30 protein-coding genes are annotated in these 26,345 nt (G+C 44.7%); 6 read left to right on the plus strand and 24 right to left on the minus strand.

Annotated elements, in window-relative coordinates; genetic code table 11:
- Positions 1-48: 48 nt before the first annotated feature.
- Together PBOR_RS20890 and PBOR_RS20895 are read right to left on the minus strand one after the other, a co-directional pair.
- Complete coding sequence (locus PBOR_RS20890) at positions 49-1,032, minus strand: aldo/keto reductase (protein WP_042214977.1); 984 nt, start codon at positions 1,030-1,032, stop codon at positions 49-51.
- An 85-nt stretch (positions 1,033-1,117) separates the two neighbouring features.
- A complete protein-coding gene (locus PBOR_RS20895) occupies positions 1,118-1,978 on the minus strand; it encodes an aminoglycoside phosphotransferase family protein (RefSeq protein ID WP_052429578.1) in 861 nt (286 codons plus the stop codon).
- Between the two features lie 153 nt (positions 1,979-2,131).
- Here PBOR_RS20895 and PBOR_RS20900 point away from each other — a divergent pair, with 153 nt between their 5' ends.
- Positions 2,132-2,941: an alpha/beta fold hydrolase gene (locus tag PBOR_RS20900; RefSeq protein WP_042214980.1), complete on the plus strand. Its 810-nt coding sequence runs from the start codon at positions 2,132-2,134 to the stop codon at positions 2,939-2,941.
- 112 nt (positions 2,942-3,053) lie between these two features.
- On the opposite strand, the gene PBOR_RS20905 is transcribed toward PBOR_RS20900, so the two are convergent.
- On the minus strand, positions 3,054-3,740 hold the full coding sequence (locus PBOR_RS20905) for a metal-dependent hydrolase (RefSeq protein ID WP_042214982.1): 687 nt from the start codon (positions 3,738-3,740) through the stop codon (positions 3,054-3,056).
- A 206-nt stretch (positions 3,741-3,946) separates the two neighbouring features.
- On the opposite strand from PBOR_RS20905, the gene PBOR_RS20910 reads away from it, so the two are divergent.
- Entirely contained in the window at positions 3,947-4,735 is a 789-nt protein-coding gene (locus PBOR_RS20910; protein ID WP_042214984.1) for a PaaX family transcriptional regulator C-terminal domain-containing protein, read from the plus strand.
- 67 nt (positions 4,736-4,802) lie between these two features.
- On the opposite strand, the gene PBOR_RS20915 is transcribed toward PBOR_RS20910, so the two are convergent.
- The 4 genes from PBOR_RS20915 to PBOR_RS38625 all read right to left on the minus strand — a co-directional run bounded on the left by PBOR_RS20915 (position 4,803) and on the right by PBOR_RS38625 (position 8,789).
- Positions 4,803-6,908: a thioredoxin domain-containing protein gene (locus PBOR_RS20915; protein WP_425415500.1), complete on the minus strand. Its 2,106-nt coding sequence runs from the start codon at positions 6,906-6,908 to the stop codon at positions 4,803-4,805.
- A 290-nt stretch (positions 6,909-7,198) separates the two neighbouring features.
- The gene (locus PBOR_RS20920; RefSeq protein WP_042214989.1) at positions 7,199-7,729 is read right to left on the minus strand and encodes a hypothetical protein; all 531 of its coding nucleotides are present in this window, start codon (positions 7,727-7,729) and stop codon (positions 7,199-7,201) included.
- A gap of 483 nt (positions 7,730-8,212) precedes the next feature.
- On the minus strand, positions 8,213-8,413 hold the full coding sequence (locus tag PBOR_RS20925) for a hypothetical protein (protein WP_042214991.1): 201 nt from the start codon (positions 8,411-8,413) through the stop codon (positions 8,213-8,215).
- 196 nt (positions 8,414-8,609) lie between these two features.
- The gene (locus tag PBOR_RS38625; protein ID WP_425415548.1) at positions 8,610-8,789 is read right to left on the minus strand and encodes a DUF6809 family protein; all 180 of its coding nucleotides are present in this window, start codon (positions 8,787-8,789) and stop codon (positions 8,610-8,612) included.
- Between the two features lie 85 nt (positions 8,790-8,874).
- Here PBOR_RS38625 and PBOR_RS20935 point away from each other — a divergent pair, with 85 nt between their 5' ends.
- Complete coding sequence (locus tag PBOR_RS20935) at positions 8,875-9,093, plus strand: helix-turn-helix domain-containing protein (RefSeq protein WP_036733492.1); 219 nt, start codon at positions 8,875-8,877, stop codon at positions 9,091-9,093.
- Between the two features lie 324 nt (positions 9,094-9,417).
- Here PBOR_RS20935 and PBOR_RS35605 read toward each other — a convergent pair whose 3' ends face one another.
- From PBOR_RS35605 to PBOR_RS20965, 5 genes are all read right to left on the minus strand, one after another.
- Positions 9,418-10,050 (minus strand): GNAT family N-acetyltransferase, encoded by a 633-nt coding sequence (locus PBOR_RS35605; RefSeq protein WP_167549557.1) that lies wholly within the window; start codon positions 10,048-10,050, stop codon positions 9,418-9,420.
- A gap of 59 nt (positions 10,051-10,109) precedes the next feature.
- Positions 10,110-11,504 (minus strand): ADP-ribosylglycohydrolase family protein, encoded by a 1,395-nt coding sequence (locus PBOR_RS20945; RefSeq protein ID WP_042214995.1) that lies wholly within the window; start codon positions 11,502-11,504, stop codon positions 10,110-10,112.
- Positions 11,480-12,079, minus strand: a complete 600-nt coding sequence (locus tag PBOR_RS20950) for a hypothetical protein (protein ID WP_042214998.1) — start codon at positions 12,077-12,079, stop codon at positions 11,480-11,482. The genes PBOR_RS20945 and PBOR_RS20950 overlap by 25 nt, the downstream gene beginning before the upstream one ends.
- A 40-nt stretch (positions 12,080-12,119) precedes the next feature.
- Positions 12,120-12,533: a hypothetical protein gene (locus PBOR_RS20955; protein WP_042215001.1), complete on the minus strand. Its 414-nt coding sequence runs from the start codon at positions 12,531-12,533 to the stop codon at positions 12,120-12,122.
- Between the two features lie 879 nt (positions 12,534-13,412).
- Entirely contained in the window at positions 13,413-14,339 is a 927-nt protein-coding gene (locus PBOR_RS20965) for a helix-turn-helix transcriptional regulator (protein WP_042215006.1), read from the minus strand.
- 100 nt (positions 14,340-14,439) lie between these two features.
- Here PBOR_RS20965 and PBOR_RS20970 point away from each other — a divergent pair, with 100 nt between their 5' ends.
- Complete coding sequence (locus tag PBOR_RS20970; protein ID WP_042215008.1) at positions 14,440-14,931, plus strand: effector binding domain-containing protein; 492 nt, start codon at positions 14,440-14,442, stop codon at positions 14,929-14,931.
- A 92-nt stretch (positions 14,932-15,023) separates the two neighbouring features.
- Here PBOR_RS20970 and PBOR_RS20975 read toward each other — a convergent pair whose 3' ends face one another.
- The 7 genes from PBOR_RS20975 to PBOR_RS21005 form a co-directional block, all read right to left on the minus strand.
- Positions 15,024-15,890, minus strand: a complete 867-nt coding sequence (locus tag PBOR_RS20975; protein WP_042215011.1) for a DUF1648 domain-containing protein — start codon at positions 15,888-15,890, stop codon at positions 15,024-15,026.
- A gap of 26 nt (positions 15,891-15,916) precedes the next feature.
- Complete coding sequence (locus PBOR_RS20980; RefSeq protein WP_042215013.1) at positions 15,917-16,606, minus strand: hypothetical protein; 690 nt, start codon at positions 16,604-16,606, stop codon at positions 15,917-15,919.
- Between the two features lie 29 nt (positions 16,607-16,635).
- The gene (locus tag PBOR_RS20985; RefSeq protein ID WP_245647847.1) at positions 16,636-16,878 is read right to left on the minus strand and encodes a helix-turn-helix domain-containing protein; all 243 of its coding nucleotides are present in this window, start codon (positions 16,876-16,878) and stop codon (positions 16,636-16,638) included.
- Positions 16,879-16,909: 31 nt separating this feature from the next.
- Positions 16,910-17,902 (minus strand): hypothetical protein, encoded by a 993-nt coding sequence (locus PBOR_RS20990; RefSeq protein WP_042215017.1) that lies wholly within the window; start codon positions 17,900-17,902, stop codon positions 16,910-16,912.
- A gap of 384 nt (positions 17,903-18,286) precedes the next feature.
- Positions 18,287-18,784, minus strand: coding sequence for an NUDIX hydrolase (locus PBOR_RS20995; protein WP_042215019.1), 498 nt, complete (start codon positions 18,782-18,784; stop codon positions 18,287-18,289).
- 86 nt (positions 18,785-18,870) lie between these two features.
- Positions 18,871-19,398, minus strand: a complete 528-nt coding sequence (locus PBOR_RS21000) for a hypothetical protein (protein ID WP_052429580.1) — start codon at positions 19,396-19,398, stop codon at positions 18,871-18,873.
- Positions 19,399-19,442: 44 nt separating this feature from the next.
- Positions 19,443-20,150 carry a MerR family transcriptional regulator gene (locus PBOR_RS21005; protein WP_042215022.1) on the minus strand — a complete coding sequence of 236 codons (708 nt, stop codon included), beginning with the start codon at positions 20,148-20,150 and terminating at the stop codon, positions 19,443-19,445.
- A gap of 149 nt (positions 20,151-20,299) precedes the next feature.
- On the opposite strand from PBOR_RS21005, the gene PBOR_RS21010 reads away from it, so the two are divergent.
- A complete protein-coding gene (locus PBOR_RS21010; RefSeq protein WP_042215025.1) occupies positions 20,300-21,178 on the plus strand; it encodes an alpha/beta fold hydrolase in 879 nt (292 codons plus the stop codon).
- Between the two features lie 382 nt (positions 21,179-21,560).
- Here PBOR_RS21010 and PBOR_RS21015 read toward each other — a convergent pair whose 3' ends face one another.
- From PBOR_RS21015 to PBOR_RS21025, 3 genes are all read right to left on the minus strand, one after another.
- On the minus strand, positions 21,561-22,541 hold the full coding sequence (locus PBOR_RS21015; RefSeq protein ID WP_245647848.1) for a MerR family transcriptional regulator: 981 nt from the start codon (positions 22,539-22,541) through the stop codon (positions 21,561-21,563).
- Between the two features lie 104 nt (positions 22,542-22,645).
- Positions 22,646-22,912: a hypothetical protein gene (locus tag PBOR_RS21020; RefSeq protein ID WP_157764090.1), complete on the minus strand. Its 267-nt coding sequence runs from the start codon at positions 22,910-22,912 to the stop codon at positions 22,646-22,648.
- Positions 22,913-23,045: 133 nt separating this feature from the next.
- A complete protein-coding gene (locus PBOR_RS21025; RefSeq protein WP_245647850.1) occupies positions 23,046-23,336 on the minus strand; it encodes a DUF6809 family protein in 291 nt (96 codons plus the stop codon).
- Positions 23,337-23,449: 113 nt separating this feature from the next.
- Between PBOR_RS21025 and PBOR_RS36360 the strand changes: the two genes are divergently transcribed.
- The gene (locus PBOR_RS36360) at positions 23,450-23,668 is read left to right on the plus strand and encodes a helix-turn-helix domain-containing protein (RefSeq protein ID WP_042138254.1); all 219 of its coding nucleotides are present in this window, start codon (positions 23,450-23,452) and stop codon (positions 23,666-23,668) included.
- A 459-nt stretch (positions 23,669-24,127) separates the two neighbouring features.
- Here the strand turns inward: PBOR_RS36360 and PBOR_RS21035 are convergent, their stop codons facing one another.
- The gene (locus tag PBOR_RS21035) at positions 24,128-24,712 is read right to left on the minus strand and encodes a hypothetical protein (RefSeq protein WP_052429581.1); all 585 of its coding nucleotides are present in this window, start codon (positions 24,710-24,712) and stop codon (positions 24,128-24,130) included.
- 42 nt (positions 24,713-24,754) lie between these two features.
- On the minus strand, positions 24,755-26,308 hold the full coding sequence (locus PBOR_RS21040; RefSeq protein ID WP_042215033.1) for an MFS transporter: 1,554 nt from the start codon (positions 26,306-26,308) through the stop codon (positions 24,755-24,757).
- Positions 26,309-26,345 lie beyond the last annotated feature (37 nt).

Consider the following 26,345-nt stretch of genomic DNA (forward strand, 5'->3'; position numbering starts at 1 on the left):
TTCATTTCGCGGCTCCTCTTTTTTATAATAAACCCAAGAGTGCAAGTGCTACAGATTCAAGCTTCGCATACTCTGCTCCGGATAACGCATGCCGGAGGCAGCACCTTGAGGCGCAGCCTCGTCAATCTGCTGCAGCTCCTCAGCTGTAAGCTGTATGTCCAGTGCACCTGCATTCTCTTCCAGATACTTCGTCCGTTTCGTTCCCGGAATAGGGACAATGTCGTCGCCTTGCTTCAGCAGCCAGGCCAGCGCAAGCTGGGAGGGCTCGCAGCCTTTCCCGGCAGCAATCTGCCTGATGCGTTCCACAAGATCCAGATTCTTCTTGAAGTTGTCCCCCTGGAAACGGGGTGAATTCCGGCGGTAGTCATCCTCGGCCAGATCCTCGAAGCTCTGAATCTGTCCGGTCAGGAAACCGCGTCCCAGCGGACTGTACGGCACGAAGCCAATCCCCAGCTCGCGGACAAGCGGCAGAATCTCGTCCTCCACATCACGGCTCCACAGGGAGTATTCCGTCTGCAGCGCCGTTACCGGATGAACCGCATGAGCGCGGCGGATGGTTGCCGGTCCTGCCTCAGACAGCCCTATGTAGCGGATTTTGCCTGCTGCTACGAGATCGGCCATCGCACCAACGGTTTCTTCAATCGGTGTATTCGGATCTACCCTGTGCTGATAATACAGGTCGATATGATCGACTCCAAGCCGCAGGAGACTGGCATCGCAAGCCGACTTCACATATTCCGGACGGCCGTTTATGCCAAGCATCTGCCCTTCAGGACTGCGAACATTGCCGAATTTGGTCGCCAGAACAACCGAGTTACGCTTGCCTTTAACGGCCTTGCCGACTAGCTCTTCATTTCTTCCCACACCATACATATCTGCCGTATCCAGAAAAGTAACTCCCAAATCAATGGCCCGGTGAATCGTGCGGATAGATTCCGCTTCATCCCGGCCACTGTAGAAATCGGACATGCCCATGCAGCCCAGTCCTAATGCGGACACCTGCAGCTTACCGCCTAACACTCTAGTATTCATTTTCTGCCTCCGCCTCCCGATTGATATTGAAATCTTATCTTCCCAGATCATACCACAGTCAAATTTGAATATCATATCCGGCGCTTCAGAGCAGGCCTTCCGGCAAATATGAATTCCGCTGCAGTATAGTCTGCATAACCGAAAGTGTATCTTGAAACACCGGAATGCCTGTAGTTCGATACAGCTGGAGCCAGCGCAGACATGCCAGCGCCTCGAATAGTTCAAGCTCTGCTTCTGTGTAACTGCTCTTTGCAAGAAATGCTGAACGGTAGACTTCTGCGTATTGCTCCCCCGCATAGACCCGGATGATTAGAATAGACCACGCTATATCATATCTCGGATCACCCAGCTGGACATTCGTCCAGTCTATAATAGTGTAGGCTCCGGCTGCCTCCAGGATATTTCCTGCATGATAGTCTCCGTGAATCAGATGATGCGAGGTTATTCCCGCCTTGTCCGCCAGCCCCAGCGCCAGCTCTCTTATCTCCGGCTGGTCTCCCCACTCCGGGAAGAAATAATCTGCGAAATCATATGCGGGTACATTTATACTGCTTAAAGAATCGGTCGGGAGCTTATGTATATCCAGCAGATTTTCTGCTATGGCTGTAAGAACGGAGGTATTTGCTTCCGTAAGAGGCACACCGTCAAAGCTGGTTAACAGCACCTGATTGTCCCCGGGGTCCAAGCCCCAGGCATACGGCTGTGACACCGCGCGGCCCTGCCGGTACATCTGCTCCAGCACTTTATATTGAAGAGAGATATCCGGCCGGGAATCCCGGTTCCATATTTTGAACACAAGCTCTTTATCCGGCAACGTAACTTTGTACACCTCGGCTTCCAGCCCGCCCTTAAGCGGGGTTATAACCGCCTCTCCAGCGTTTCCCAGTATCGACTCACACTCTGTACTTTGCTCTTTCCAGCGGATATTGCTTAGAACATTATTCATGGTTATGAATCTTCCTTTCCGTTGACTGATTCTTGTTCACTTGTCATTATGCAGCAGCTGTAAATCCAAATGCTTGTATTCTAGGCACTTTCCTCAGGTACCTGAATAATATATTCCAATTAAACCATACAACGGATAAATGAGGGAAGCTATATGGAACATTGGATCAGAGTTGAACCGAACGTGAAGATTTATGTTAATGATATCAATCCGCTGGGCAGCAAAACGATTCTCTTCATCCATGGCTGGCCTGCTAACCACCAGATGTTCGAATATCAGTACAACCAGCTCGTGCCTATGGGGTATCGTTGTATCGGAATGGATATGCGGGGCTACGGCAATTCGGATAAACCGCTTGAGGGATATGGCTATAACCGGCTGGCCGATGATATCCGCTGTGTAATCGGAGCGTTGGGACTGCAGGATATCACACTCGGCGGACATTCTACCGGCGGAGCTGTAGCGGTCCGGTATATGGCCCGGCACCAAGGATACGGTGTATCCAAGCTTGCGCTGTTTGCTGCAGCAGTCCCCAGTGTCATTCAGCGGCCGGGCTTCCCTTACGGAACGACAAGAGAAGCAATTGAGCAGATTATTCAGGCAACCTATGACGACCGGCCCAAGATGCTGCATGATTTCGGTGAAATCTTTTTCTATCGAAAAGTATCGCAGCCGTTCTCAGACTGGTTCTTCCAATTAGGGCTTGAGGCCGCAAGCTGGTCGACCATCGCTGTCTCCAAGGCTTGGCTCGAGGAAGAGTTGTTTAATGACCTCCCCCGGATACAGGTGCCTACGCTGATTCTGCACGGAGTTCATGATCAGGTGTGCTTCTTCCCGCTGGCTGAGGCACAGCATCAAGGAATCCGTAATTCGGTACTGATCCCCTTCGAGAATAGCGGACACGGCTTATTCTATGACGAACGCGATAAATTCAACCTGGAGCTGTCCCGGTTCGCCAAGTAGAGTCATCCGCCATATAACAACAGCCGTTTCTTTGCGGAAGCAAAAAAACGGCTGTTTAGTCATTTTAAATCACGTATCAGTTAGTTCATCCTTAATCCTTCTGTATCCAACCTTACAGCTCCAGCGTCTCTCCATAAGCAAGTGCTGCACCACGGATTCCCGCATCTTCCAGCGCCTGGACGAAAGCTCCTGCATCCTGGCGGATCGGCGGGAAGGTGTTGTAGTGTACCGGCAGCACACTTTTGGCCCCCAGCCATTTCGCAGCAAGGAGTGCATGCTCAGGTCCCATGGTGAAATGCCCGCCGATCGGCAGAATCGCCAGATCAATCTCGTACAGCTCCCCGAACATTTTCAGATCACTGAATAGCCCCGTGTCTCCCGCATGCAGGATAGTCCGTCCCTCAGCCTCAATAATGAAACCCGTAGGTGTGCCTCCATAGATGCGCTGTCCGTCTTCGAGTGTAATACTGGAGGTGTGGAAGGCATGGATCATCGTCGCTTTGGCAAAACCAAGATCCACCGTCCCCCCAATGTTCATGCCAATCGTCTTGGCCCCCTTCCCTTCGAAGTAAGAAGCTAATTCCACAGTGGCTACAATTGGAGCGCTATTGCGCTCAGCAATCGGTGCAGCATCCAAAATGTGGTCCCCATGAGCGTGCGTCAACAGCACGGCATCCGTCTTAATATCCTCGACCTTCGTGACAGCAGCGGAATTGCCGCTAATGAACGGATCGATAATCAGTGACTTGCCGTTCACCTCAATTTGCACACAAGAATGGCCGTGGTAGATAATTTTCATAGATTGTCTCTCCTCTTCGCTGTTAATTTCAATGGGCATTAAGCGATTGAATCGTGCAAAAGCCCAAAGTTTACGTTACAATGACACCAGGCTGCTCTGAAACCAGACATGCTACTGAATTCTTGAAATATAACTATTTTTATTACGTTCGTTCGTTTTTATGATATATCTATTCCTGCCAGCTGTCAAGAGAGGTGTGAAGAACATTGCTGTCCGTTGAGAAAACCATGCTGTTCCTGTTGTCCAAGGTGGAGCAGATGGGCGCCCAGCAGTTTGTTGAGATTTATGAGCAAAGGGGGTACACCTCCACCTATATCCGCAATGCCCTGTCCCGCCTGAAAAAAGAGGGCTATATCGCTTCCCCGTCACGCTCCTGGTACAGCGTTACTGCCGAGGGCCTCGCCTACATTAAAGCGATCAATAGCAAGCCCGCCCGTTATCAGGAAAAGTGGGACCACACCTGGGATGTTGTCATGCTGGAGGTTCCTGAATCCGAACGCAAGAAGCGCGACCAGTTCCGCACGGCGCTTCTGCAGCTTGGCTACGGGCTTCTATATAACAGTGTGTACATTTCACCGTGGAACTATCGCGACGAAGTCGCAGCATATATCCAGAAGCTGGAGCTGGAAGGCAAGGTGTCCATCCTGCAAGGCCAATTCCAGGAAGGCTCCATTACGCCTCACAAAGCACAAGCGATCTGGCATCTGGACGAAATCGAAGCCTTATATCAGAAGAAATCGGTCTGGCTGCAGGAAGAATTCGTTCCATCTTTGCACGAAGCTCTCCAGGCGGGTCAGCCGCTGCAGCTATTCCTGCTATATCTGCAGATGGGAGAGGAGTTAAGCGGGCTGTTTATGGCCGATCCTTATCTCCCGGACGAGCTGCTGCCGGACCATTGGCCGGGTAAACGGATTATTGCTGCCATGAACGAACATATGCGTAGAGCCGCACAGGCAATTCCTGCGGATTCGTTCTATACCCCTTTCGTCCGGTAAGATATTCTTAGCAAGGCGCATATAATAAAGAGCAGCCCAAACCGCAGGCTGCTCTTTGTTATATATACTAACCCTCGCGATTACCGGAGGCCAAAAGCTCCCGGACCGCCTCCATATTCGTAACCGGCGCACGGCAGGCAAAGTTCCGGCAGACATAGGCGGTCGCATCGCCGCGAATCGCCGGTTTGTCCGCCAGATGCGGCAGAAGGCGGAGAATGCCTTCGCTATCCCCTTCCCAGTTGACGATCAGCGCAGCGTCAGGCAGATAGGCCTGCTGGACCTGAGCCAGCATTCCGTGCAGCGCGGGGTCTTCTTTTTTGCCGGAGAGCACCCATTCCCTGCCGCCGGAGGCCATCGCCAGATGGGCCTGCAAATACATCGCATAACCCGGAGGATACTCTGCTGCCGCAGAAGAGAGTACCGCAGCGGTACGTTCGGCAATGCCTTTGAGCTCCACGTCCTGGGCAATTACCGACAGCTTCCAGAGCAGCTTCGCCGCTACCGAATTCCCGGATGGAATAGCCCCGTCATATAGCTCCTTCGAACGGATAGGCAGCGCTTCCCCGTCATGGCCGGTGAAGAAGAAGCCGCCGCCTTCAGAATCGTGGAACAGCTCCAGCAGCCCATCCTTAAGAATCAGAGCGCGTTCCAGATAAACAGCCTGACCCGTAGCTTCATATAATTCGCTGAGTCCCCAGATCAGGAAGGCATAATCATCCACATAAGCGGGAATCGCCGACTCCCCGTCACGGTAACGTGCCAGCAGCCGCCCATCCTCACGCCGCAGCTTGTCCCAGATGAAATTTGCTGCCGCTTCTGCGGCCTGGGCATATTCCGGCTTTTGCAGCGCTTTGGCCCCTTGAGCCAGCGCCGCGATCATCAGCCCGTTCCACGAGGTGAGCACCTTGTCATCCTTGAGCGGATGAATGCGCTGCTCCCGGTACTCAAACAGCTTCCCGCGCCATTCCTCCATCCGGGTCCGCAGACCCAGCGGGTTCATGCCTAGGCGCTCCGCCATTTCTTCCGGCAGCCCCTGCAGCAGATTCGGGATATTGGCTCCCTCGAAGTTGCCTTCCGGGGTAATCCCGTAGACATGGCAATACGAATGCATGTCTTCCAGCCCCAGAGCTTCCTCAATCTCATCACGGGAGAAGACATAGAACTTCCCTTCCACCCCTTCCGAATCCGCATCCTCCGCAGAGTAGAAAGCGCCTTCGGGCGAAGTCATATCGCGCAGCACATAGGTGAAGATTTGCTCAGCAATCTCCGCATATAGCGGTTTCCCGGTAATCTGGAAGGCTTCCAGATAGACGTTCGCCAGGAGTGCGTTATCGTAGAGCATTTTCTCAAAATGCGGAACCAGCCATTCCCGGTCCGTGGAATACCGCGAGAACCCGAAGCCCACATGGTCGTACATGCCGCCCCGGTACATCGACTCCAGCGTCTTCTCCACCATGCGGAGCGCATCCGGCTGATTGTGCAGCTGGCTGTACGCCAGCAGGAAGGACAAATTATGCGGCGAAGGGAACTTCGGCGCATTGCCGAACCCGCCATATTCCTCGTCGAACTGGCGCCGGTACAGCTCATGCGCCTCATGCAGCAGCTCATCGCCCGGGATACCGCCGTCCACATCAACCGAATTATACGCATTCTTACGGTCAAGTGTATGCAGCTCTTCAAGCAAGTCATCGCCCAGCTTATTCAGCGCCTCGCCGTCCTGCTCCCACTTCGTATGGATCTGCTCCAGCACATCCATCAGCCCGATCCGGCCAAACATCTGCCGCTTCGGGAAATACGTCCCGGCATAGAACGGCTTCTTCTCCGGTGTCAGCAGCACCGTCAGCGGCCATCCCCCGCTCCCCGTCAGCGCCTGACACACCGACATATACAGCGCATCAATATCCGGCCGCTCCTCGCGGTCGACCTTGATGGCTACGTAGTTATTATTGAGGATTTGGGCGACCTCAAAATCTTCAAATGATTCGCGTTCCATTACGTGACACCAATGGCAAGTCGAATAGCCGACTGAAAGGAAAATTGGCTTGTTCTCCGCCTGCGCCTTGGCAAAGGCCTCGTCTCCCCATGGATACCAGTCCACGGGGTTGTGAGCGTGTTGTAAGAGATAGGGTGATTTCTCGTTGGCTAATCTATTGGGTGATTTTTGAGTTGTCACGGGGTGTCCCCTCATTTCGGATGATTTGGGTAAAGTATTGTCTAGGGATAGTTTACCCAATTTGGTGGGGGAGGGCGCAACAAAGAACGCAGTTTTAACCAAAAGAATAAAACGATATCTCTACCATTCAGATAATTTAAGTTTGGTGGGAACTAACAAACCACTAACCTCTTACTTTTCATGCAAGCGTTCTCCTTCTGAGCAGGGTGCGTGAAAATTTGTCTTCCGTTGTTAATTTGTCTTTCGATTATAGGCCTAATCTAAAATCTTCAATATTAATCCTGTAATATTTAACTTCTATTTATTTTTTGAATATCAGTTGAGCCACCTAAAATACTCAAATTTTGTTTACGCTTCAGTATTGATAACAACGAATTAATCTTGTTAGTATTAAGACGCTCACCTTTATGGATTAACACTGGAGAATCATCGTTAATATCTGTAATATTCTGCTTCATTTCGCTTAGCTTTTGCCACAATCCATCATTCAAAGAAATCCACTTGTATGCCAATCTATCTTTTCGTAGGTTATTGATTCTTTTTTTATCCAAATCAACGTCTGACCAGTTGAGTTTTATTAAGTGATCTTGTTCAAATATCAAATGGTAGGACATCATTAAAATTAGATGAAGGATGGTCTTGTCTTCTTCGGCGTCCTTTTTACCATAATGTATCTTGTCACTTAATAGAAAAGATAATTCTTCATTAGAGAAAAACTTCATCTGTTTCTCTACTATTGTTAGTTTTAGAGATCTAAGATAATCATTCAACTCAATATACTTTAAAGTACTAAGATGTCCATACTCTTTAAGAAAGTTCATAAAATTAACTACTGTAGCTCGGGCAGTAGAACTTCTTCTATAACTAAGAAATGATGCTATATCTCTTGGTACGAAAAACTTATCCAATCCATCAATGATATTTTTCTAAATAATAATTAATGTCACTCAAGTATCTTTGTTTAGTTCGTAAAGAAATTTGATTTTCCTTTCGATATAGATTCTTAAGAAAATCAAATTGTACAACGTTTTCTATTGAAGGTATCATTTTGTTATTCATTTCATCTGATTTCTGGTAATAATCATATTCACGAAATTCGTCAATCTAAAGAATACAATTAAATAAACGAACTACCGAGACTCAAATTGCACCTATAGGCTATACTTATTATACAATGAAATGGAAAAATATTACGAACGATAATCTTACGCTTCCAAACAAAAAAGCTTCCGCCAATGCTATCAGTCCAAATCCTAACAAAATAAAAAGAGGCCAATGCGTACCGTTAGACGCATTGGCTTCTTTTACTTCAAGCTATTTCGAATAAATTCCCGCTCCGCTTTTTTCAATTGCTTTAATGAATTCTCGAAAGAGTATGGAAACTTACCTCTAAGCTCAATCAGCTTTTCAACCTCTCCTAAGGCAATAGCTTGCTTAATAGCAGGAATCCACTTCTCTTGAACAATGCCCCAACTTTCTGCCTGGAGAAGCTCGTCGATCAACATAGGCAACTTAGAATTAAAATTATCATAACTCTCTCCTATCCAACTTTATTTGTTCAAAGATCAACGTCTCCTTGGTGTGTATAGGTTTTTACTTATGTTCCAATACTTCTATGAGCATCGCAGCTCCCGTTTTGAAGCTAAGAGTATAGGCAGAAGCGGATGAGATAGAGATCAGCAGACTGTTAAGATCCATGACTTATTCGAGCACGGTGAAGTCTTCTGAAGACAGCTTTGCTTGCAGAATATGTATACGCTCCGAGATTAGCTTAGAGTTCTGTGCATACTCGGGATCATTCAAACAAATTTGTTCATTTGGGCAGATTTTTCCGTAATACAGATCTTCTAAAATACTCACATATAACCCCTCCCAAATCATCTTCTTGATTATCTTAGCGAATTTTTCGCTAAAAATCAATAGCGAATAATTCGCTAAGATATGCTTGCGTTGGAGGTGTTCAAATATGTATCAACGTATCCGGGATTTACGCGAAGATAAGGATTTGACGCAAACTCAAATGGCCGAGTATTTGCAATGCAGTCAGCGGATTTATAGTAATTATGAACGCGGAGATGTTGACATTCCCACGGCTATTCTGATCAAGTTGGCAGATTTCCATATGACGAGTACTGATTATCTACTTAACCGAACGAACCAAAAGAAACCTTACTCCAAAAGTTAAATTAGTATAATGCGTAGAAAGATTATCTTCTGTACCCCGTTGGGCCATGAACATTGTACGCATAAATCCCCGCTTGCATGAAGACAAAGAACAGAAACAGCACAAACAAACTCAGTGGCGAACCCCATGAGCTTTTTGTTCGTTGGCACCATAGCTTCAATTCAATACCGGATAAATATAAATGATAACCTTTTGTTCGTTCCCACTCATTACAAAGGAGTATCTGTTTCACTGCAAAAAAGCATATGCACTTCTTTGCCATGAATTTTTTCAAAACCAAAACTTACATATAAACTGCTGGCTGGAATATTATCCGTATCAGTCTCAAGCTGTATACGGGTTGCCCTTTTTTTCATTTGCCAAATCAATTACATGATTCATTAGTGCTTTTGCAATTCCTTTATTTCTAAATTCAGATGCTACATATAATCCATCTATTCGTAATACCGGATACCCATTTGAAACTGAAATCCCCCAGGAGCAGATAATAAATCCTGCATACTGTGACTCAAATTCAGCCAAATAGCAAGTTGCTAGATTAGCATCCAAAATCCTTTTTATGACCTGACCACTCTGTTCCAGCTCCTCAATTGAAGCTGTCTTTGTGTCTACACCATTAGACGAAGAATTGTTATAGCCACAGAATAGATTTCTTGAATGATATGCGTTTGAGTGAGTTAAAGAAACAATTTCAACATTTGCAGGCAAGCTCAAATCTTCAACCGAGTGCTCCCATATCTTCTTAGCCGTATTAAAACACCCCTCATACCCAAACGGTTCACCAAAACTCGAAGAAAATATTTCTTGTATGCTTCTTGCCAGTTCTTCGACCGTAGAAGCATGTGTTAGGGATAGGAGGACTTCTTCAATTTCCGAATCAAACTCATCGATAGGTGCTTCTGGTAATAAACCGTATGGATTCCATTCATGAATAACTTGTCGCACAATATTTTTCATGTGCATCTCGCCCTTCCTCAGTTTACACTTCCAGACCTACCCACCAAGCCAATCCTGCTTCAAATATCCAAATTCTCATTCACATACAGCTCGCTGGGTTGAATTCGGTGCTGGCCGGTATGTAACAGCTCTGGCAAACGCCCTATGCGCTCAGCTAATCGGGAGAGTTGTTGCTCATGAAAATTAGATAATCCCGTAAGAATCCGGTCCCTGAAAGGCTCAAGCCATCTCGCTTCCAAGCTGTCCGGTCCGAAATAAACCCCGAGCAGCGAGCCGGCTGTTGCTCCGAAGCTGTCCGTATCGTTGCCTTGCATGACCTGCTTGCATATTCCGTCTCCGGCATTGTCAGCAAATCGAAATGTATTTATTAATGTGCCGATTTCCTGATACACCTGACAGTGGCAATAATTCGCATATTTATGATGGATGCCCTGATAAGCTTCCAGCCAGTTATCTGCATTCGCTACGATGTGCAGGCAATCCTCGGTAATCTCATAGAACCGGCTCCTTCTAGGTACGAATTGCAGTGCTGTACTTATTATTTCAAGCGGATCACGCAGCACGTGTGCGGCAGCAATTGCAGCGGCAATGAACATCGTGGCATAAATCCCCGTCCGGCGATGTGTAAAACTGGCATCACGCCAAGCCAGCTCAGCCGCAAGAGCGGGTTGACCAGGGCAGGCATAGCCGTAAGCATCTGCACGAATCGCCGCCCCGCATAGTTCTGTATCTTGCACCAGGAAGTCGGGCCAAGCCTCTATTTCAGAAGGATTGAATAATTCCCTGTCATGCTCCAAATAGCTAATCCCCGATCGAACCAGGATGGCCCTCTCCGGCCCCCATGTTGTACTTATCGGAAGATGATTTATCCATAAATCTCTTAGGTTCCTTTTCGTAAAACCCTCACCGAATTGCTCTAACGCCATCATTCCCATTAAGGTGTAGTTGATATCATCATCAGGCGCCACATAACGAATCCGGCCCCGCGCCGTCTCGAACCAGGACCAATGACGACGATTCAACGCATGGAGAACTTCTTCAGAAATATAATCATTCAGTGGCCAATCTCCTGCCGAGATTAACGCTTGACGTAATTCAGACAAGGTGGGATTGACCTCGATTGGCTTACCCAGCATTGAACCACATACTGAAGCGAGAAAACCTGCCTCTACACGCTTGGCACTGTCCTTCAGACTCAATACTCCGATCTGGCCTAGAGGCCTATCCGGGTCGCATTCCTGCCATATCTCCTCCAAATCGTCCGGCTCATAGTAAGGCCAGTTGTCCCGCATTGGAATATCATCCAAGCTATGGGCGAATTCCAAATAAGCATCATAGCTTGCAGGAAGCTGTTCCAATCGGGCTAAATAACCGGAGGTTTGGTGCCCTTGTGCAAATTTATTACGCAAAATCCCCTCTAATTGATGTCTCAGAAACGCAAGTGATGGCAGCATGTGGTATCTCCTTTGCTCTGATTGTCACAAAATCTCAACAACTTAGAAAAATAAACAGATTTCAAAAGTTCGCTGTTTATCGCTTGAATCTCCTTAATAAATTCAACGATTTTAGCTCTTATCTCATTCACAAAATCACTTTTGTGTATTCTAATATTTGCAAATGACCCATATGGTGCATTTTCCAATAGTGACTTATTCGTTTGAATTAAATATTTATAGGGTATTTCATCATTTTTCTCGCTTAAGATTAGAACCTCATCATCAACTTGTATTTCTAACCAGGTCCAGCAATTTTCAACATACTTCAGGGCTATGTATTTATACGAATTTAAAGAGTTGCAGGCATCAATAAGCAGATAGAAATGGGTTAGAATGAGTTCAGAATAAATCATTTTTGCTGACAAAGGCATATCTGGAGAAGGGTATGCAATAAATTCATGTCCATCTACAATCACGGTAAATGGGCCATAGATCTGATGCCACTCTTTATCAAATTCGACTATATCAATCGTTCTCAGTTCCTCTATCTGATCTTCAAACAACTCATACTTAATTTCAAATACAGGATACATTATAAGTGGCGTCCCCCTCTCATTACATTAAAACTAAATATCATAACAACAGCTCATTGTTATATTTCAATTTGATTGGATCAGGCAGCTGATTATAAATATGTATTGGCAATCCACAATCTCTCTTTAACACTTTTTCATGACCCTCCAGGTACTCGCTAAGGAAATCCCAGTAAGCAATAAATAGACCATCTTCGTGTATAAACTCCATCCACCCATCAGCAACTAATTCATCATTAGCATTAAAAACCATGATATTAGAGAAGTTTTCTACTGCCCCATCTAAGTATTGGGTTCGATGTCCTTCTATACAACAATCAGACCAATCAAATCTATAATCATCCTGAATGAGTCCATACCACTTCAAATCCTCTATTAACTGCCTCTCTACTTCTGATTTTAATTGAATACCCATACAGTCAGCAAAGCTAAAATTGGAATGATCTGGTGCCATCTGAGTTCCTCCCAACTATAGAATCTGATCTGTATGTCTCTCTTCACACTCATTCTCCTCCAGCCCACTGTTCAGCTTCAATCCAAATCGAATACTTCATTCCAAGCATCCGCTTCTCTCCACTTCCTCACCTCACAGAATAAACACAACCGCAATCACTACATACGAATACCGCACATTTTTTCTCAACATTATGTATATAGTTCCGTATAAAAGAGACATGAAGAACGCATAAACACCCGTCGAGCCGCCTTGGAGGAGAATATGGATTAGGCCCCATGTGAGTGCAAGGAACATCCCCCCCGTAAGGCAGACCGCCCCGTTTGAAAAGCGTTTCACCGAATTTCTGTCCAAACGCAATCGTCAGCAGGATCAGTGCAGCTTCAAACAAGTAATAGATATCCTGAAAAACGAATCTCACAACATCCTTGTACTCCTGAACCGGCTTAAAGCCTTCCCATACGACAGTTGTCGTTGCAATGGCGATCACCGAAACCACCACCGCGAGCCCCCCCTGGCGTCCGGTGTAGCGTTCAACCTCATGATGTCAAAATCGTATTTGCGCTTGGAGAGACTAATGAGAAACACGGCCATACTACCCCACAACAAGCAGGTAATTCCCCAGTGGATACATTGATGATGGAGCGTATAATCAGAACTTTTTACCCCCAAGACGGATGGCAATACCATCAACAATACCACTTCAAGACCACTTCAAGACCAAACCCTGCAAACGCATACAATACTAAAGACAGATAATCACTGCTCCTACCTTCTTCTCTGCCATCCCGGTATCCCCATCATCCGCATTCTCCAGTTCTCTTAAATTCTCCTTCATGTGCAAAAAGCTCACCCCGCCACGTTTACCAATTCACACCGCTAATCCCCCTCATACGTATTCATAATCCCCTGCACATATGCCTTGAACCCGCGTCGGATCTCAGGCGGCCCCAGCACTTCACATTTGTCTCCAAAAGCAAGCAGCCGGTCGTAGCCATATTCATTCGCAATAATGGGATACTTGGCCAAGCAATGGTGTTCATCCACCTGCAGGATATGGTCGACTCCGAACCGTTCGATTACCCGATCCATAACGGAGCGTTCCAGCCGGATCGTAACTTCCACCCAGTCTTGGTTAAGCCAATCACTCCCATCCATGGGGAGAGGTGTGAACGCTCTTGGGGTGAACTGTTCCTTCGTCACTTGGAGACCGCTCATTCTGGCCAGTTTGAAGATCCGGTAGTCCTGTCTGTCCAGACAATAGCCTTGCAAGTACCAGCTGCTCTCCTTAAAAACCACCTGATACGGCTCCACTTGCCGTTCACTGATCTGCCCCCGCGCATCCGTATACGCAAAAGTGAGCACAGAGCGCTCATTCATCGCCGTCTCGATCATCCCGAACAGGCTGCGCAACGATTCGTTTCCTTGATTCAAGGACAGATCCATGACGAACGGCGCACTTGGCCTTCCCTCTGCATTCTCCGGGTAGAGAGCGTTCAACTTCTCTGCTGCATACACCATTTCCCGTCTCCCGAATAGCTGCTTGTAGCTGTGCAACCCATTCATCAGGTTCTGGATTTCTTGAGGAGTGAACACCGTTTTGCCCACTTTGTAGGACTTCATCAGGCCGACACCGCCCGACGCGCCATACTTGGTATATATGGGCAGGCCGGCCCGATTCAGTGTATCAATATCCCGGTAAATCGTTCTTCGGCTGACTTCGAGCCGCTCCGCTAACTCCCGCGCACTTATCTGTTCATGCCCCAGCAGGATCATAACAAGCGCAATCAAGCGATCCATTTTCATGATGACCACCTCAGATCAAGTATGCCATACAGCTGTCACAGTTGGTAGATTATGCTTACCTTGAAATACACCAAAACAACTATCCAGGAGGTACATTGTCATGATTTCGACCAGAATTGAAACGAAAGAAGCATTCCGCATGATTGGGTTCAAGGCCACTCTAAGTGAAGGTGGCGCAGTTCACGCTCCAGACTATTCTCCACTCAAAACGGCTTTTTTCAAAAGCACGCTGGAGAACGGCTCCATGGCCTCCCTGCGCCCTCTGTCTGAGAGCCCTTACGGATTTGCCGCCATTGCTCAGGAGGATGGAAAGGTTCTGTATGTTGCAGGCGTTCAATCGGCCAAGCCTCTGCCGGATTCTGCTGGTGAAGTGCTTTTCCCGGGGGGACAGTATCTGGTGTTATCAGGTCAAGGGGGATTGTCGCGCCTCGCGTTTGACCGGCTGGAGGATGAGGCTTTTGGTGGCATCCTGAATGAAGATTATGAGTATGTATATACCGGACACCCCGTCGCGGAGGTATTGACCAATGGCAACCCTATGGATGCCGAAGTCGAAGTGTGGGTGCCGGTGGGGAAGCGGGATGCGGATTGAGGAATATGTTTGAGGAAATAGCGCTAGGCTATATGTAGAAGCAGCTTCGTCATCGTTTAGCGTGTGGCTGATCTAGCGCGGAAGCCGCCTGCTCATATGAGGCGGCTTCCGCCCTGACCATTCCAGAACGATAAGGCGAAGGCGTATAGGATGATAAACGCTATTATGATTAGGATAAGGGGGATAGCGAAATTCATGTTAAGCAGAGATATCATATTGAGCTGCCCGACGGCTAACAGGATCACTATTAGGAAGCTGGCTGTAATCATAAAACACGACCAAGCCCGGCGGTAAGTTACGTCTTCTCTAACCTGCTGTTTCTCTCTGCGAATACTCCAATTCTCAAATAGGAACAACAGTATTACAAGCCCTTGAATTAGCGTAGTCATAAACACAGAGGTATACGATTTAGCTGCATAGCGGTCTATGCTCAAACTGCTGTTATAATGAATTGGAAGCTGATCAGGAATCAGATCGTAGTTGCGGAGCACAAATACAATATTAACAACCATAATGACAACATGAATGAAGAACCAATAATTAGATAAGCCCCTGTTTCTGTTTGGCAATTCAGTGTCCACGGTCATGATCGATGGTTCAGGAGCAATAGTCAGCGTGGGCAGTACACTTTTCATTTTTAAATGATAGCTAATATTAATGACAAGGGAGATTACGAGCATGGCGAGTGCATAGGTAATAATAATCCAACTGACTTGCTTGGAATGTTCATCACTGTAAATTAGCCATAGGATGCCAACAATGAATAGGATGGTATGTAGAATAGCACTAATCCTGGCATATGACCTCCGCATCTGGCGCAGCGGCTCACTGAGGAATTGTACAGCGCTGACGGTGACTCCGAAACTAATCGTCTCTTTTGTTAAATACGGCATACTAACGATGAGTACAATGGAAGGTACAAATACTAGGATAAATATTATAACAGGCAGTATCGTCATATCATTCACCTCATTCTACATGGATATTATTTCACATAATCCTCGAAAGCGATCTTATACTCTGCATATTTTTCAGGATTACTTTTTTCAAATATTTTCAAAGAAGCAGGTTCCCGAAAATCTATATCATTGACTGAAAAATTGACACTCTTCATATCTCCATTCGCATTATTTTCAGTCTTGTATGGTTGTATTATTCTACCTTCCTGTATCATTTCAATGGCTAACATCTTAGCCCATCCACGCATCACATAAGCAGAGAATGAAATATGATCATAGCTGATAAATTTCCACACTTCTTCTATAGATGACGTCCTATCATATTTTGTGTATTGATTACTTGAATGTATTGCCACAAATCTGTAAGGTGTATTAATAAATACGTCCCTGTATTCAAATGTACTATCGTTGCTGGTCGATGATAATAAGGGTAATTTGAAGTCTTCACCAAAATATGCACCATCTTTTTTCCCTTCATTGATCGCTTTCATGATTTGATCATCCGTTAAACTATAGATATATCCGTAACCAGATTTTACTTTTGCTTCTATGTCAACTTTATTTTCTGTTAATTTCAATGAATCTGCTGCCAGACTTGTATTAGGTAATTGAGTACTTCCTTTTTCAACTAAATCATATTTAGATAATCCATAAAATATCACAGCATTTATTGCTAATGAAATTGTCAATAATACAAATAGAATCTTAACCTTCATTATATAAGCCACCTTCAACTTTCTTATCATTATAAAGCATCTATAGCTTCTTTAATTTGCGGGATAGATAGACCGCTGGCTTTCAGCTCTTTTATCCAAATAATGCGTGCGACGGTTTCCTCTCTTTTATACCTGCGTGTTAAATTCTCTTCAGCCTGTTCAAAGGGCAGCATACCTTCTTCGGTGTAATGTTTCAGCGTGCTATAACGGGAGCCTGTAATTCTTACCAATTCACCTATTGACACATGCTCTGAGGCCAGAATCGCCTCCATGGAACGTTGCCTAGACATGGATACAACTCCTTTACAGTGGGCGCTTCGGAACAAGACGCACACCTTGAATCGGTACTCTCATCATCACATAATGCGGCATCGCATCGTATAACAAATTATCAATTTGGATGGTCGCAATTGAACCTCTCTCAATCACCTTAACCTCATGTCCATAGGACTCTAGTCTTGTAAGGACGGAGTTTAGCCTTTTATTAGAATTATCGAACCAAGCCTCTGTCTCTACAAAGACAGCCTGTGACCGCTCAAGGAAAGGGAAGAAAAAATTAATACTGCTGCCCGCATATGTCTTCACAAACGACGACTTCATTTGCAGGAACTGTTTGATTCCTAACTCAATTCCATGATGGATTTGGATCCGAAACAATGACTTTGCCCATAAGTTACTACGGTATAGATCGTGCATTCTGGTATTGATCTTCTCCAGTTCAGTCCGTGAGAAGAAATCATGCATACATCCGCTTTCGCGAAGCAGCCACAGCATGCAAATGATCTCATCTGTTACCGTTCCCTCTTCCAGAATTTCTGCTCGCAGGTTCTCTGTAATGCTTGTATACACCCCATTGTTGCTGCGATAGGCTTTCATTTCAACGCCCGCTGAATCGTAATACATGTCGCTCCCTAACAGACTCGGGATTTCTTCCAACACATTCATTGCCTTTAGATAATCTGATATCGCGATTTCAAACTTCTTTAATTTTTTGTTAGACAGCATGGAAGCTTTTTTCAGCCACCATTCCAGATCACCTTGTACCTCAGCATGATTATGGAGCAAGGGTAATAGAACAGTTTCTCTGTATAGCGTTGAACTGGACTTTTCAAGAACTTCTTGGCGGAAAGTTAGCCCGTTATCAGCTTGTGTAGAACATCCCTCTAAGTAGGCCTCCAAAATAACCGCCGCAGCCATAGAACGCAAAGACACTTTCTTCGCATTAGTCATGTAAAGACTATTCTGTGCATTTAATGCGATCAGCGCAAAGCTTTGTGCTAATTTTAAATCCATCATAGCCATCCACCCCTACCCATGATTTAGATATGCCGGTCCGTGATTCGTGTGTATGAAGAACTTTTTTGAATTCGTATTACTTACTACTTACTACTTATCACTTACTACTTACAGTACGCCATTTGCAAAATATTGTCAAGGGTGACTGCATGACTCGTTCAATCGAAAAAGAAATCTTTACAAAATAAAAACAAGCCATACGTAGGTGGTTATACGCACTGGCTTGTTTTATCTCAGGCTAGTTTAATCAGCTTAATTACGCTTGCGGATTTTCATAAAGTAAACTATCCCGGCAAAAAAGAATAATTTCAGCACAACAAGCTCGTGTGATAATCACATGAGCTTGTTCCCATTCCGGTTAAGCATATGGCGTAAATATAATCTCTACTTCATTTCTTCTACTCCCATATATCTCAGGTAATACTTGATCCCCGCCCGATCAACATCAGAGAAATCCAGTGGATTCGCTGTATATAATTTATTTAATTCCTTAATATTAATCCATTGGATATCTGCTGTTTCGTCACCTGCTTCCAGGAGTTCCCCCATTGCCTTACATCTAAAATAATATCCGACGGAATCGACCGGACCTTTAACCGTTTGATAGGCTGCGAATGGTTGAAGGCATTCCACCTCAAAATCCGGATTAATGCCTACGGTATCAATTCTTTTTTCATTTCCTTCTATTTCGTATACATCTAATCCAGTTTCTTCTTTAACCTCTCTGATCAGAGCCTGGATCAACGACTCAAAGGGTTCTATTCTTCCCCCGGGAAGCTCGAACTTAGAGGAGGAATCTGATTTTATTCTTCTTTGGATAACAATCTCAGGTTCTCCATCATTGAATCGTTCAATGATTGCTCTTGAATTAACGTAGAACATCTAACCCACCCTTTCTTAGACATAGGTTTGACTCACGAACTTCTCACCCACGGTAAGACGAAATCGTTACGGTTCCCCATAAATCATTAGCTGCCAAACTTTGCTTTCCATTGCTCTACCCAAGCCTTATAACTCATTGAATGAATTTCCTCTAGCGTTCTTCCATCTATTGACCACACTCCACCCTCCATGGCCTGATCGATGACTGGATAAGAATGTCCGCCTACTGCCTGGTTATCCACTACATAAATCCATGTTGCGGTTTTCCCCTTAGATTTAACGATATTCTCTGGTTTGGCGCTTGTGGATTTCCAGTTGTCCAATGGATGGTTTGTTACTATGAACTTTTGTACGTTAACCTCTTTGCCCAGATAAACGCTGGGATCTTCGGTTTGCAGCCCCCAGTAATTGGAGTATGGTAGGTTCATTAATTTTTCTTTTGTTAAGGTGTAGACTTCACTGGAACCTTCATACGAATAGACCTTATAACCCTTGGATTCCAAATAATCTTTTGCCGCAGTAGCATCTTGGTCTAATGTTGTGGCGCTTTGCGGAGCGGAACAGCCCGTTAAACTGAATAGCAGCGTCATTAATGTTAAGACAATTTTGACCAAACAGTCCCCTCCTCCTTTGGCTACGACTAGGTTACTTCAAAAATCTATTTCCCCTTGGAGTACCAGTCTAAATACTTCATCACTTCTGCTATTCCCTTAAACTGAAGTGTTAGTTTTTTATTCAGATTTTCCAGAGCCACCTGAAAGGAGCCTTCGATTTTTTCATTATTTTGATTATCCAAATTATGTAACAGATTTCTCATATTGTCTATATAATAGACGGTCTTTCTTAAGCTGCTTATGACGAGGATTTTACGCAATTCAGCGGTGGAGAACATTCTGAATCCATTCTCTTCATTTCTCTCGGAGCCGATTAGTCCTTCGGATTCCCAGTGACGAATCGCTGAAGTATTCACGCCTGCTATTCTGGCCGCTTCTCCAATATTCATATGTTCTTTCAATTGTACATTCTTGTATCTCGTGAAATCCGCATTTCTTATCATTGTAAGTATCTCTTCAACCCGCTGTTTCTCCACCTGAAGCTGATATTGCTGCTCATTTATTAGCCAGAGTGCCCCTTCAAGCTTATCCTGCTTAATCATTCGCATTGCTTCATAGACAACAGGAATATCATATCCCAGTAATAAGGCTCTTATAGCGGTAAAAGCTTGCAGGTGTACCGGTCTATAAACACGGTGATTGCTTGGAGTTCTGGGTACCGGAGGAATCAGATCCTGCTCTTCATACCTTCTCAGCGTTGTGGTGCTGACCTGTAAGATACCGGAAATCTGGTTAGGGGTATATGTCTCCATAGTAAGCCACTTCCTTCAAGTATAACCTTCAAGTGCTACGATAACATATCACGAAGACTACCCGCAATCTATATGCTTCAGAGCACTCAAAGCCGGAAGATTGCATGAATGTTATATCATAAATATATAACCTACTTGGGAGTGATGGTATGGACAAAATTATTAGACTATCAGATGGATCAGAGTTAAAGGCTGGACTGGTTGGACACCCCGGCTCTCCTGTAATTATGCTTCCGGTTGCCAAAGAATCCGTATACGGACAAGAAGCTGATCATCTGCGGCTGTGGGGAGTAGACCCCGAATTGGGACAACATTTTATTGATGGGCTCTCTGATACCTTCCAGCTTCTATATTTTGATTACGAAGGGCAACGGTTACAACATCCGAATCCGGATAATCTCACACCTGAGAGCATAGTCCAAGACCTGCTGATTATTGCCAGTGAAATGAACGTTGAGAAGTTTAGTTATTACGGTTATTCATGGCTGGCATTAGTCGGACTGCAGTTAGCCATACGTACCGGCAGACTCGAAAGCTTATTCATGGGCGGTTTTCCGCCGTTAGAAGGCCCATATCAGGAAATGCTGATAGTGACAAACCAAACATACCAGCAAGCTTTAACTAACCAATCATTCTCTGCTGATGATGAGCAAAGCCCCATTAATCCAGAACAGGTCGATTGGGGGAATATTCAAGTTAAGATCAGCACGAATCAAACAAAACAGTTTGTTACAATGTACCAAAGCCTGATGGAATTTGATGACCGTGAAATACAGCATAAATTAGTTATTCCAAGACTAGCATTTGCCGGAGAAAAGGACACGATTGTGTATGGAGAAAACTTCGGTAATGTAACCGTTGATATCATCGGCAAACTTGAACGAAACAAATCTGCATTGGAGCAGTTTGGATGGGATATAGAAATTCTAAAGGGAAACGATATGGACCACACCAAAGCGATGCAGCCCGCTACCGTTCTACCGTTGCTGAAGCCTTGGCTGATTAGAAATTTGCAAATGAACAGCTGAGGATTTTCAAGAAAAGCGCCTAAGGCAAATGATTCATACGAACATCTTATAACATAGCAAATCCGCGTACCCCCATGGATTCATTCCACAGGGAGACGCGGCTTCAATTTAGTTAATTACCAGGCATACACTTCTCGTAAATGAATAAACCATGTTCTTCTTTGATTTTGACATAATCATTTTTTTCATAAAAATTGATTACTTATACTCCAGTTTGGCGTATCCAACCACCATTTCTGCACCTCAGGGTATTTAGCTTCTGTAAGCTTTATAACTTGGTGACCAATCCCCTGGTTCTGATGTCTCTCTGAATTTTAGCTAATAATCCAGCATCATCGATAGTTGCTTTTTCGACAAAAACCTTCATTTTCACTCTCCTTGGTTAACCGCCGAATGATATCTCCTTAATCGGAAACAATAAATCAAGCTGCAAATTTTCCATTTTACCGCCTTTTTGTATGTAATTATAGAAATTCAATGTCTCTTCAAATCCTTGCCCCGCAACCGTCTCCGGCGATATCCAGCGCGGGGAATCCCAGTCATTATCATATTTATTGCTAGCGTTAACCCATTCCCTCAAAAAACGCCAGTCCTCGAAGTCCCACGTTCTCAACACATGTGCGGCATATAACCCGCCGTCAAACGTACGTTTAACTAAAGGCGCGTGAACCTCCATGTCGACCGGAATGGATACCCACACCTCATATACATGCGAAGGTTCTCCGATTCCTGCCGCCCCCTTAGAGCAGTCAAAACCAAAACTCCGGGCATCAGGTTTGATTGTTAGCAATCCGCTTTCTGTTACAAATTGCGTGATCATGTCAAGCGCTTTGCCTTCGCAGCCTTCTCCCGTTGCGTAAGCAGCAGCCACAGTCATGGGCGGTAGATAGACAATCCGCACATCTTTGTCCGCCAGCTTGTTTAAATTTTCATTTGCCTTGTTTAAGTCCTCCATTGACTTTTCCTCCTTGAAGTTGATTTTAGAAACAGTCAAGGAATCCACAACCTCCAGTAAACTTGCGTCGTCAGGCAGCGCGAATTTCGTACCTCTGAGATTCAGATACTCGACGAATGCTTTGATGACACTGCGAATGGTCGAGAGCGCAGTGATTTCGTCCTCAATCTCCGCAAGGTTACGCTCAAAGGCTTCGATGGCAACGCGCGCTTCTGCGCTTTGCAGAACCTCGGCAATCTGTTTGAGCGGGATACGCAGTTTACGCAGTACGATAATCTGACGCAGACGTGTGATGGCTTCCGCATCGTATGAGCGGTATGCGGAATCTTCCTTTTTCGCAGGCGTAATCAGCCCGATTTGCTCGTAATACCTAAGGGTACGGGTGGAGACTGAAAAGTGCTTTGACACCTGACTGATGGTTTGCAGTTCGATGACTATCCCTCCTTCTGAGAGTAAATATACAGGTTTACGCGACGTTAGAGTCAAGAGACCTGGTACCGGATGGATGACCTTCAGGAATTAAGAATCCAACCCAACCGTTGAAGGGATTTCCTTCGGATACGCTGGGAGAATATTTGGACATAGGTATAACCGCTTGGAGCAGTTCCTTTTATCTCCTGAAGGTTTTTCAAAACATCCTTCCCTGTGTCCGATTCTTCGATAGTTACTGAAGCAACGAATTTATCAAGATTTTCATTTATTTCAAAAAATGCTTTTGAACCAAAAATTAATGGATTGGACTCATTGTACCCGCCGTACATACTTATATCTCTTCTCAAAATACCCTTCCCATAATCTTTTTAATATTCGGCAATATCCCCTTCTGCCCTTCCAAAAGAACATCCCCATGTGATTTTTTTCCAACAAAAAAACCGAAGCTTTATTTTCACCCCGGTTTCCATTACTAACGTACTATAGACCTTCGTAAACAGAATCTTTGTCACTAAATACATCGATCATCATTAAAGCTCCTATTTTATAGCCTTGGATAAAAGATAATGCTGAATGCAACAAGTTTGAGTCACTCTGTAAATCATATAGCATTTCGACTTGGTCAAAATCTTCTTCGGATAACCTCGATTTGAGCAGTTGCAATAAATCAATGGTTTTCTGATTAATCTTCTGCAATTCCGGATCATTTGGCTCAATCAACTCATTCGGGTGCAATCTTCCATAATAGAAATCCTCCAAAATGATTACCACCAGGCCTCCTTTTGTAAACTAATACTCCTATCATGTATAAATTTTATGCGAAAACCGCATAAATAACAATATGCATTTTTCGCATAAAGTAAACTTGGCTTGGGTGATGAGCATTGTACACAAGAATCCGCGATTTACGCGAAGACAAAGATCTGACGCAACAACAAATGGCTGAGCTTTTACATATCACACAAGCCACCTACTCACGCTACGAGAATGGGAATTTGGATGTTCCGAGTGCAGTTTTAATTACGCTGGCGAATTTCCATAAAGTAAGCATCGACTACATTTTAGGGCAGACCAATAATCCCAAGCGCTATCCGCAAAAATAAAATAGTATTCAACAAAAAGAAGCTCTTGTGATCATCAGAGGAGCCGCTTTCATTTCTAACCCTATAAAGTTAACATTTAAAACCCATTTCGACCTCCACGCTTGGATGCTAACAACCACTCACGCCGTTTTTTAGATCTGGTTATTCCGACTCTCTTTCAGGCGGATTAATTACATTATATTTGAGTAATACGGTGATTCCAAAATTCATAAGAAAGTGTACAAGAAACGGTACGAGCAAATTGTTCGTTTGAAACAAATCCATCCAAAGGTCAGACTTGGAATGGTTATATTCATTAACATAAACGGTTTTTTGAAGTATTGAATATGTATTCCTATAAATAAAAAGCCGTGGTTATTATTGCAATCCAGGAATTATCTGAATAGATGTAGACTAAATTTTGAATGATTCCTCTGAATAACATAACAGACGTATTTACCACATTGTATTAGAGGCTAATCAAGTTCCATTAGCGCCTAACATCTCATTGATACTATGCAGTTCAATCTGGTCCTTCTCGGCCCGGTAATCTGTATATTCATATTCTTCATTTATTAGAATCTCATTACGCCTTAGGAAGCCAAGCAACCTGACCGCCTCCTTCTTTATCCCTTCAATATAACTTTCAAATTTTGATTGATTCACTTTAATAATCTCTTTGTGTTCATCGGAAGTTAGAATATAAGATAGAGTAATGTATCTCAGAAAATTGTAGCCGCTGCAATACTCCTCATACAGTATTTCTAATGTCTCCAGTTGTTCTGATTTATCCTCATTCGTTAAAAGATCATTTAAAATGTTTGTTATTCTCTCTTGCTCAAAGAGCCCGAAGTGGACTAATCTTCTAATTTGCTTTTCTGTTTCATGATAGGCAAATTTGTCCTTATAGTCTCTAGAGATGAGTTCAAGATATTCTTTTTTACCAAAGATGTCTTCCAGTTCATCATGCTCATACACCCACTGCTCAAAATTAAAAATGGACAACTCATCCTGCTCATTCTTAACAAAGTTATATAAGTAACGTTCTGCGTTGATTTGATTCATTACCCGCACCTCCCTTACATCCAACAATATCATGTTAGCCTATCACTTAACTTCCCTCTTCCTCATAATCATAACAGCACTCGCCAAGGCTCCAACAAGCAGGAAGATGGCAATGATCATATCCACATCTTTCATCCCGGCGTTGAATGCACCAGACACGATATTCTTAACCTCTTCAAAAGCCGGGTTTTGTTGAAATGCTTCAGCTTGTTTGCTGTCAAAGATTTGCGAGCCGGCAAAGGCTCCGGCTTGATGAAAGATATCCAGCATTTGCTGCTTAAAGGTTGAATCGATATTCTGAAGCCCCATCATCTGCTGATCCAGTGAGCGGTTATATCCTTCCGTCAGCTTGATGCCCAGCAGCACCACCCCAAAGGAAATGCCGACTTGCCGGAATACATTCAGAATACCTGAGGCCATCCCCACGTGTTTCTTATCAACAGCACTCATAGCCGCATTGGAGATTGGCGGATTTACCAGACCATTACTGATTCCCAGCAGGACAAACCCTGGCAATAAATACCTCCATTCAAATGGGACTTCCATCCTCTGGCGCATGGCCAGAATCCCAATGGCTCCGATAAACAGTGAACCGCTAATTAGCCAGCGATTGCCGATTTTTCCGGAAATCATTCCGGCCAGAGGACCCAAGACCATGGTAAACGCGCTGATCAGCAGCATCTTAACTCCAGTCTCAAACGCAGAGTAGCCCATATAATTCTGCATAAGAATGGTCAGGTAGGTGAAACCGCCATACAGTCCCGCTCCCAGAACAAAAGCCGCAATGTTTGCGCCGTTAAAGGACCAGCTTCTGAAAATCGCTAACTCGATCATGGGTTGTTTAACTGTTCTTTCCGTGATGATGAAAGCAACGAATAAAATAACCGATAACCCCATTAAACCTAAAACATGCCAGTCCGTCCACGAATAACTTTCATGCATTTCTTTTTGAATGAGCGCAAATACCATGGTGAAAATCATTGCAGTGCTAAAAATAAAGCCTAAAATATCAATTGTCTCATCACGGTTCCGGTCACTTTCCTTAATGAAGAACAGGCCTAATAGGATCGCTATAATACCAAAAGGAATATTAATCAGGAAAATGGAACGCCAGCCCAAACTGTCCACTAGAGCACCGCCAACAAGCGGACCGCCTGCAATAGCAAGTCCCACCGCACTGCTCCAAATTCCTAATGCAAGTCCTCTTTGCTGTTCAGGAAATGAAGAGGTAACGATCGTAAGTGATAAAGACATCATCGCGGCTCCGCCGATCCCCTGGAATCCCCGGAAAATGTTCAGCCAAAGGTCACTGCCTGCTAAACCACTGGCAAGGGAACCAATCACGAAGACGCCTAATCCTAATAGAAATACCTTTTTACGCCCGATGATATCCCCTAGCTTCGAGACTGGTAATAACATCGCAGCATACACTAACGTATAGGCGTTTAGTACCCATTGCAGATTCGAGAAATCGGATGCAAAATTCTTCTGAATCTCCGGCAATGCTACATTCACAATTGTAATATCCAGCATGGCCATAAATACGGCTAAGCTGACTGTGACCAGAACCCACCATTTTCTAACCGACTGTTCCAAATTAAAATCCCCTTTCGTGTTTTCGTGCACACAAATG

It is taken from the genome of Paenibacillus borealis, from assembly GCF_000758665.1.
GTDB lineage: Bacteria > Bacillota > Bacilli > Paenibacillales > Paenibacillaceae > Paenibacillus_AQ > Paenibacillus_AQ borealis.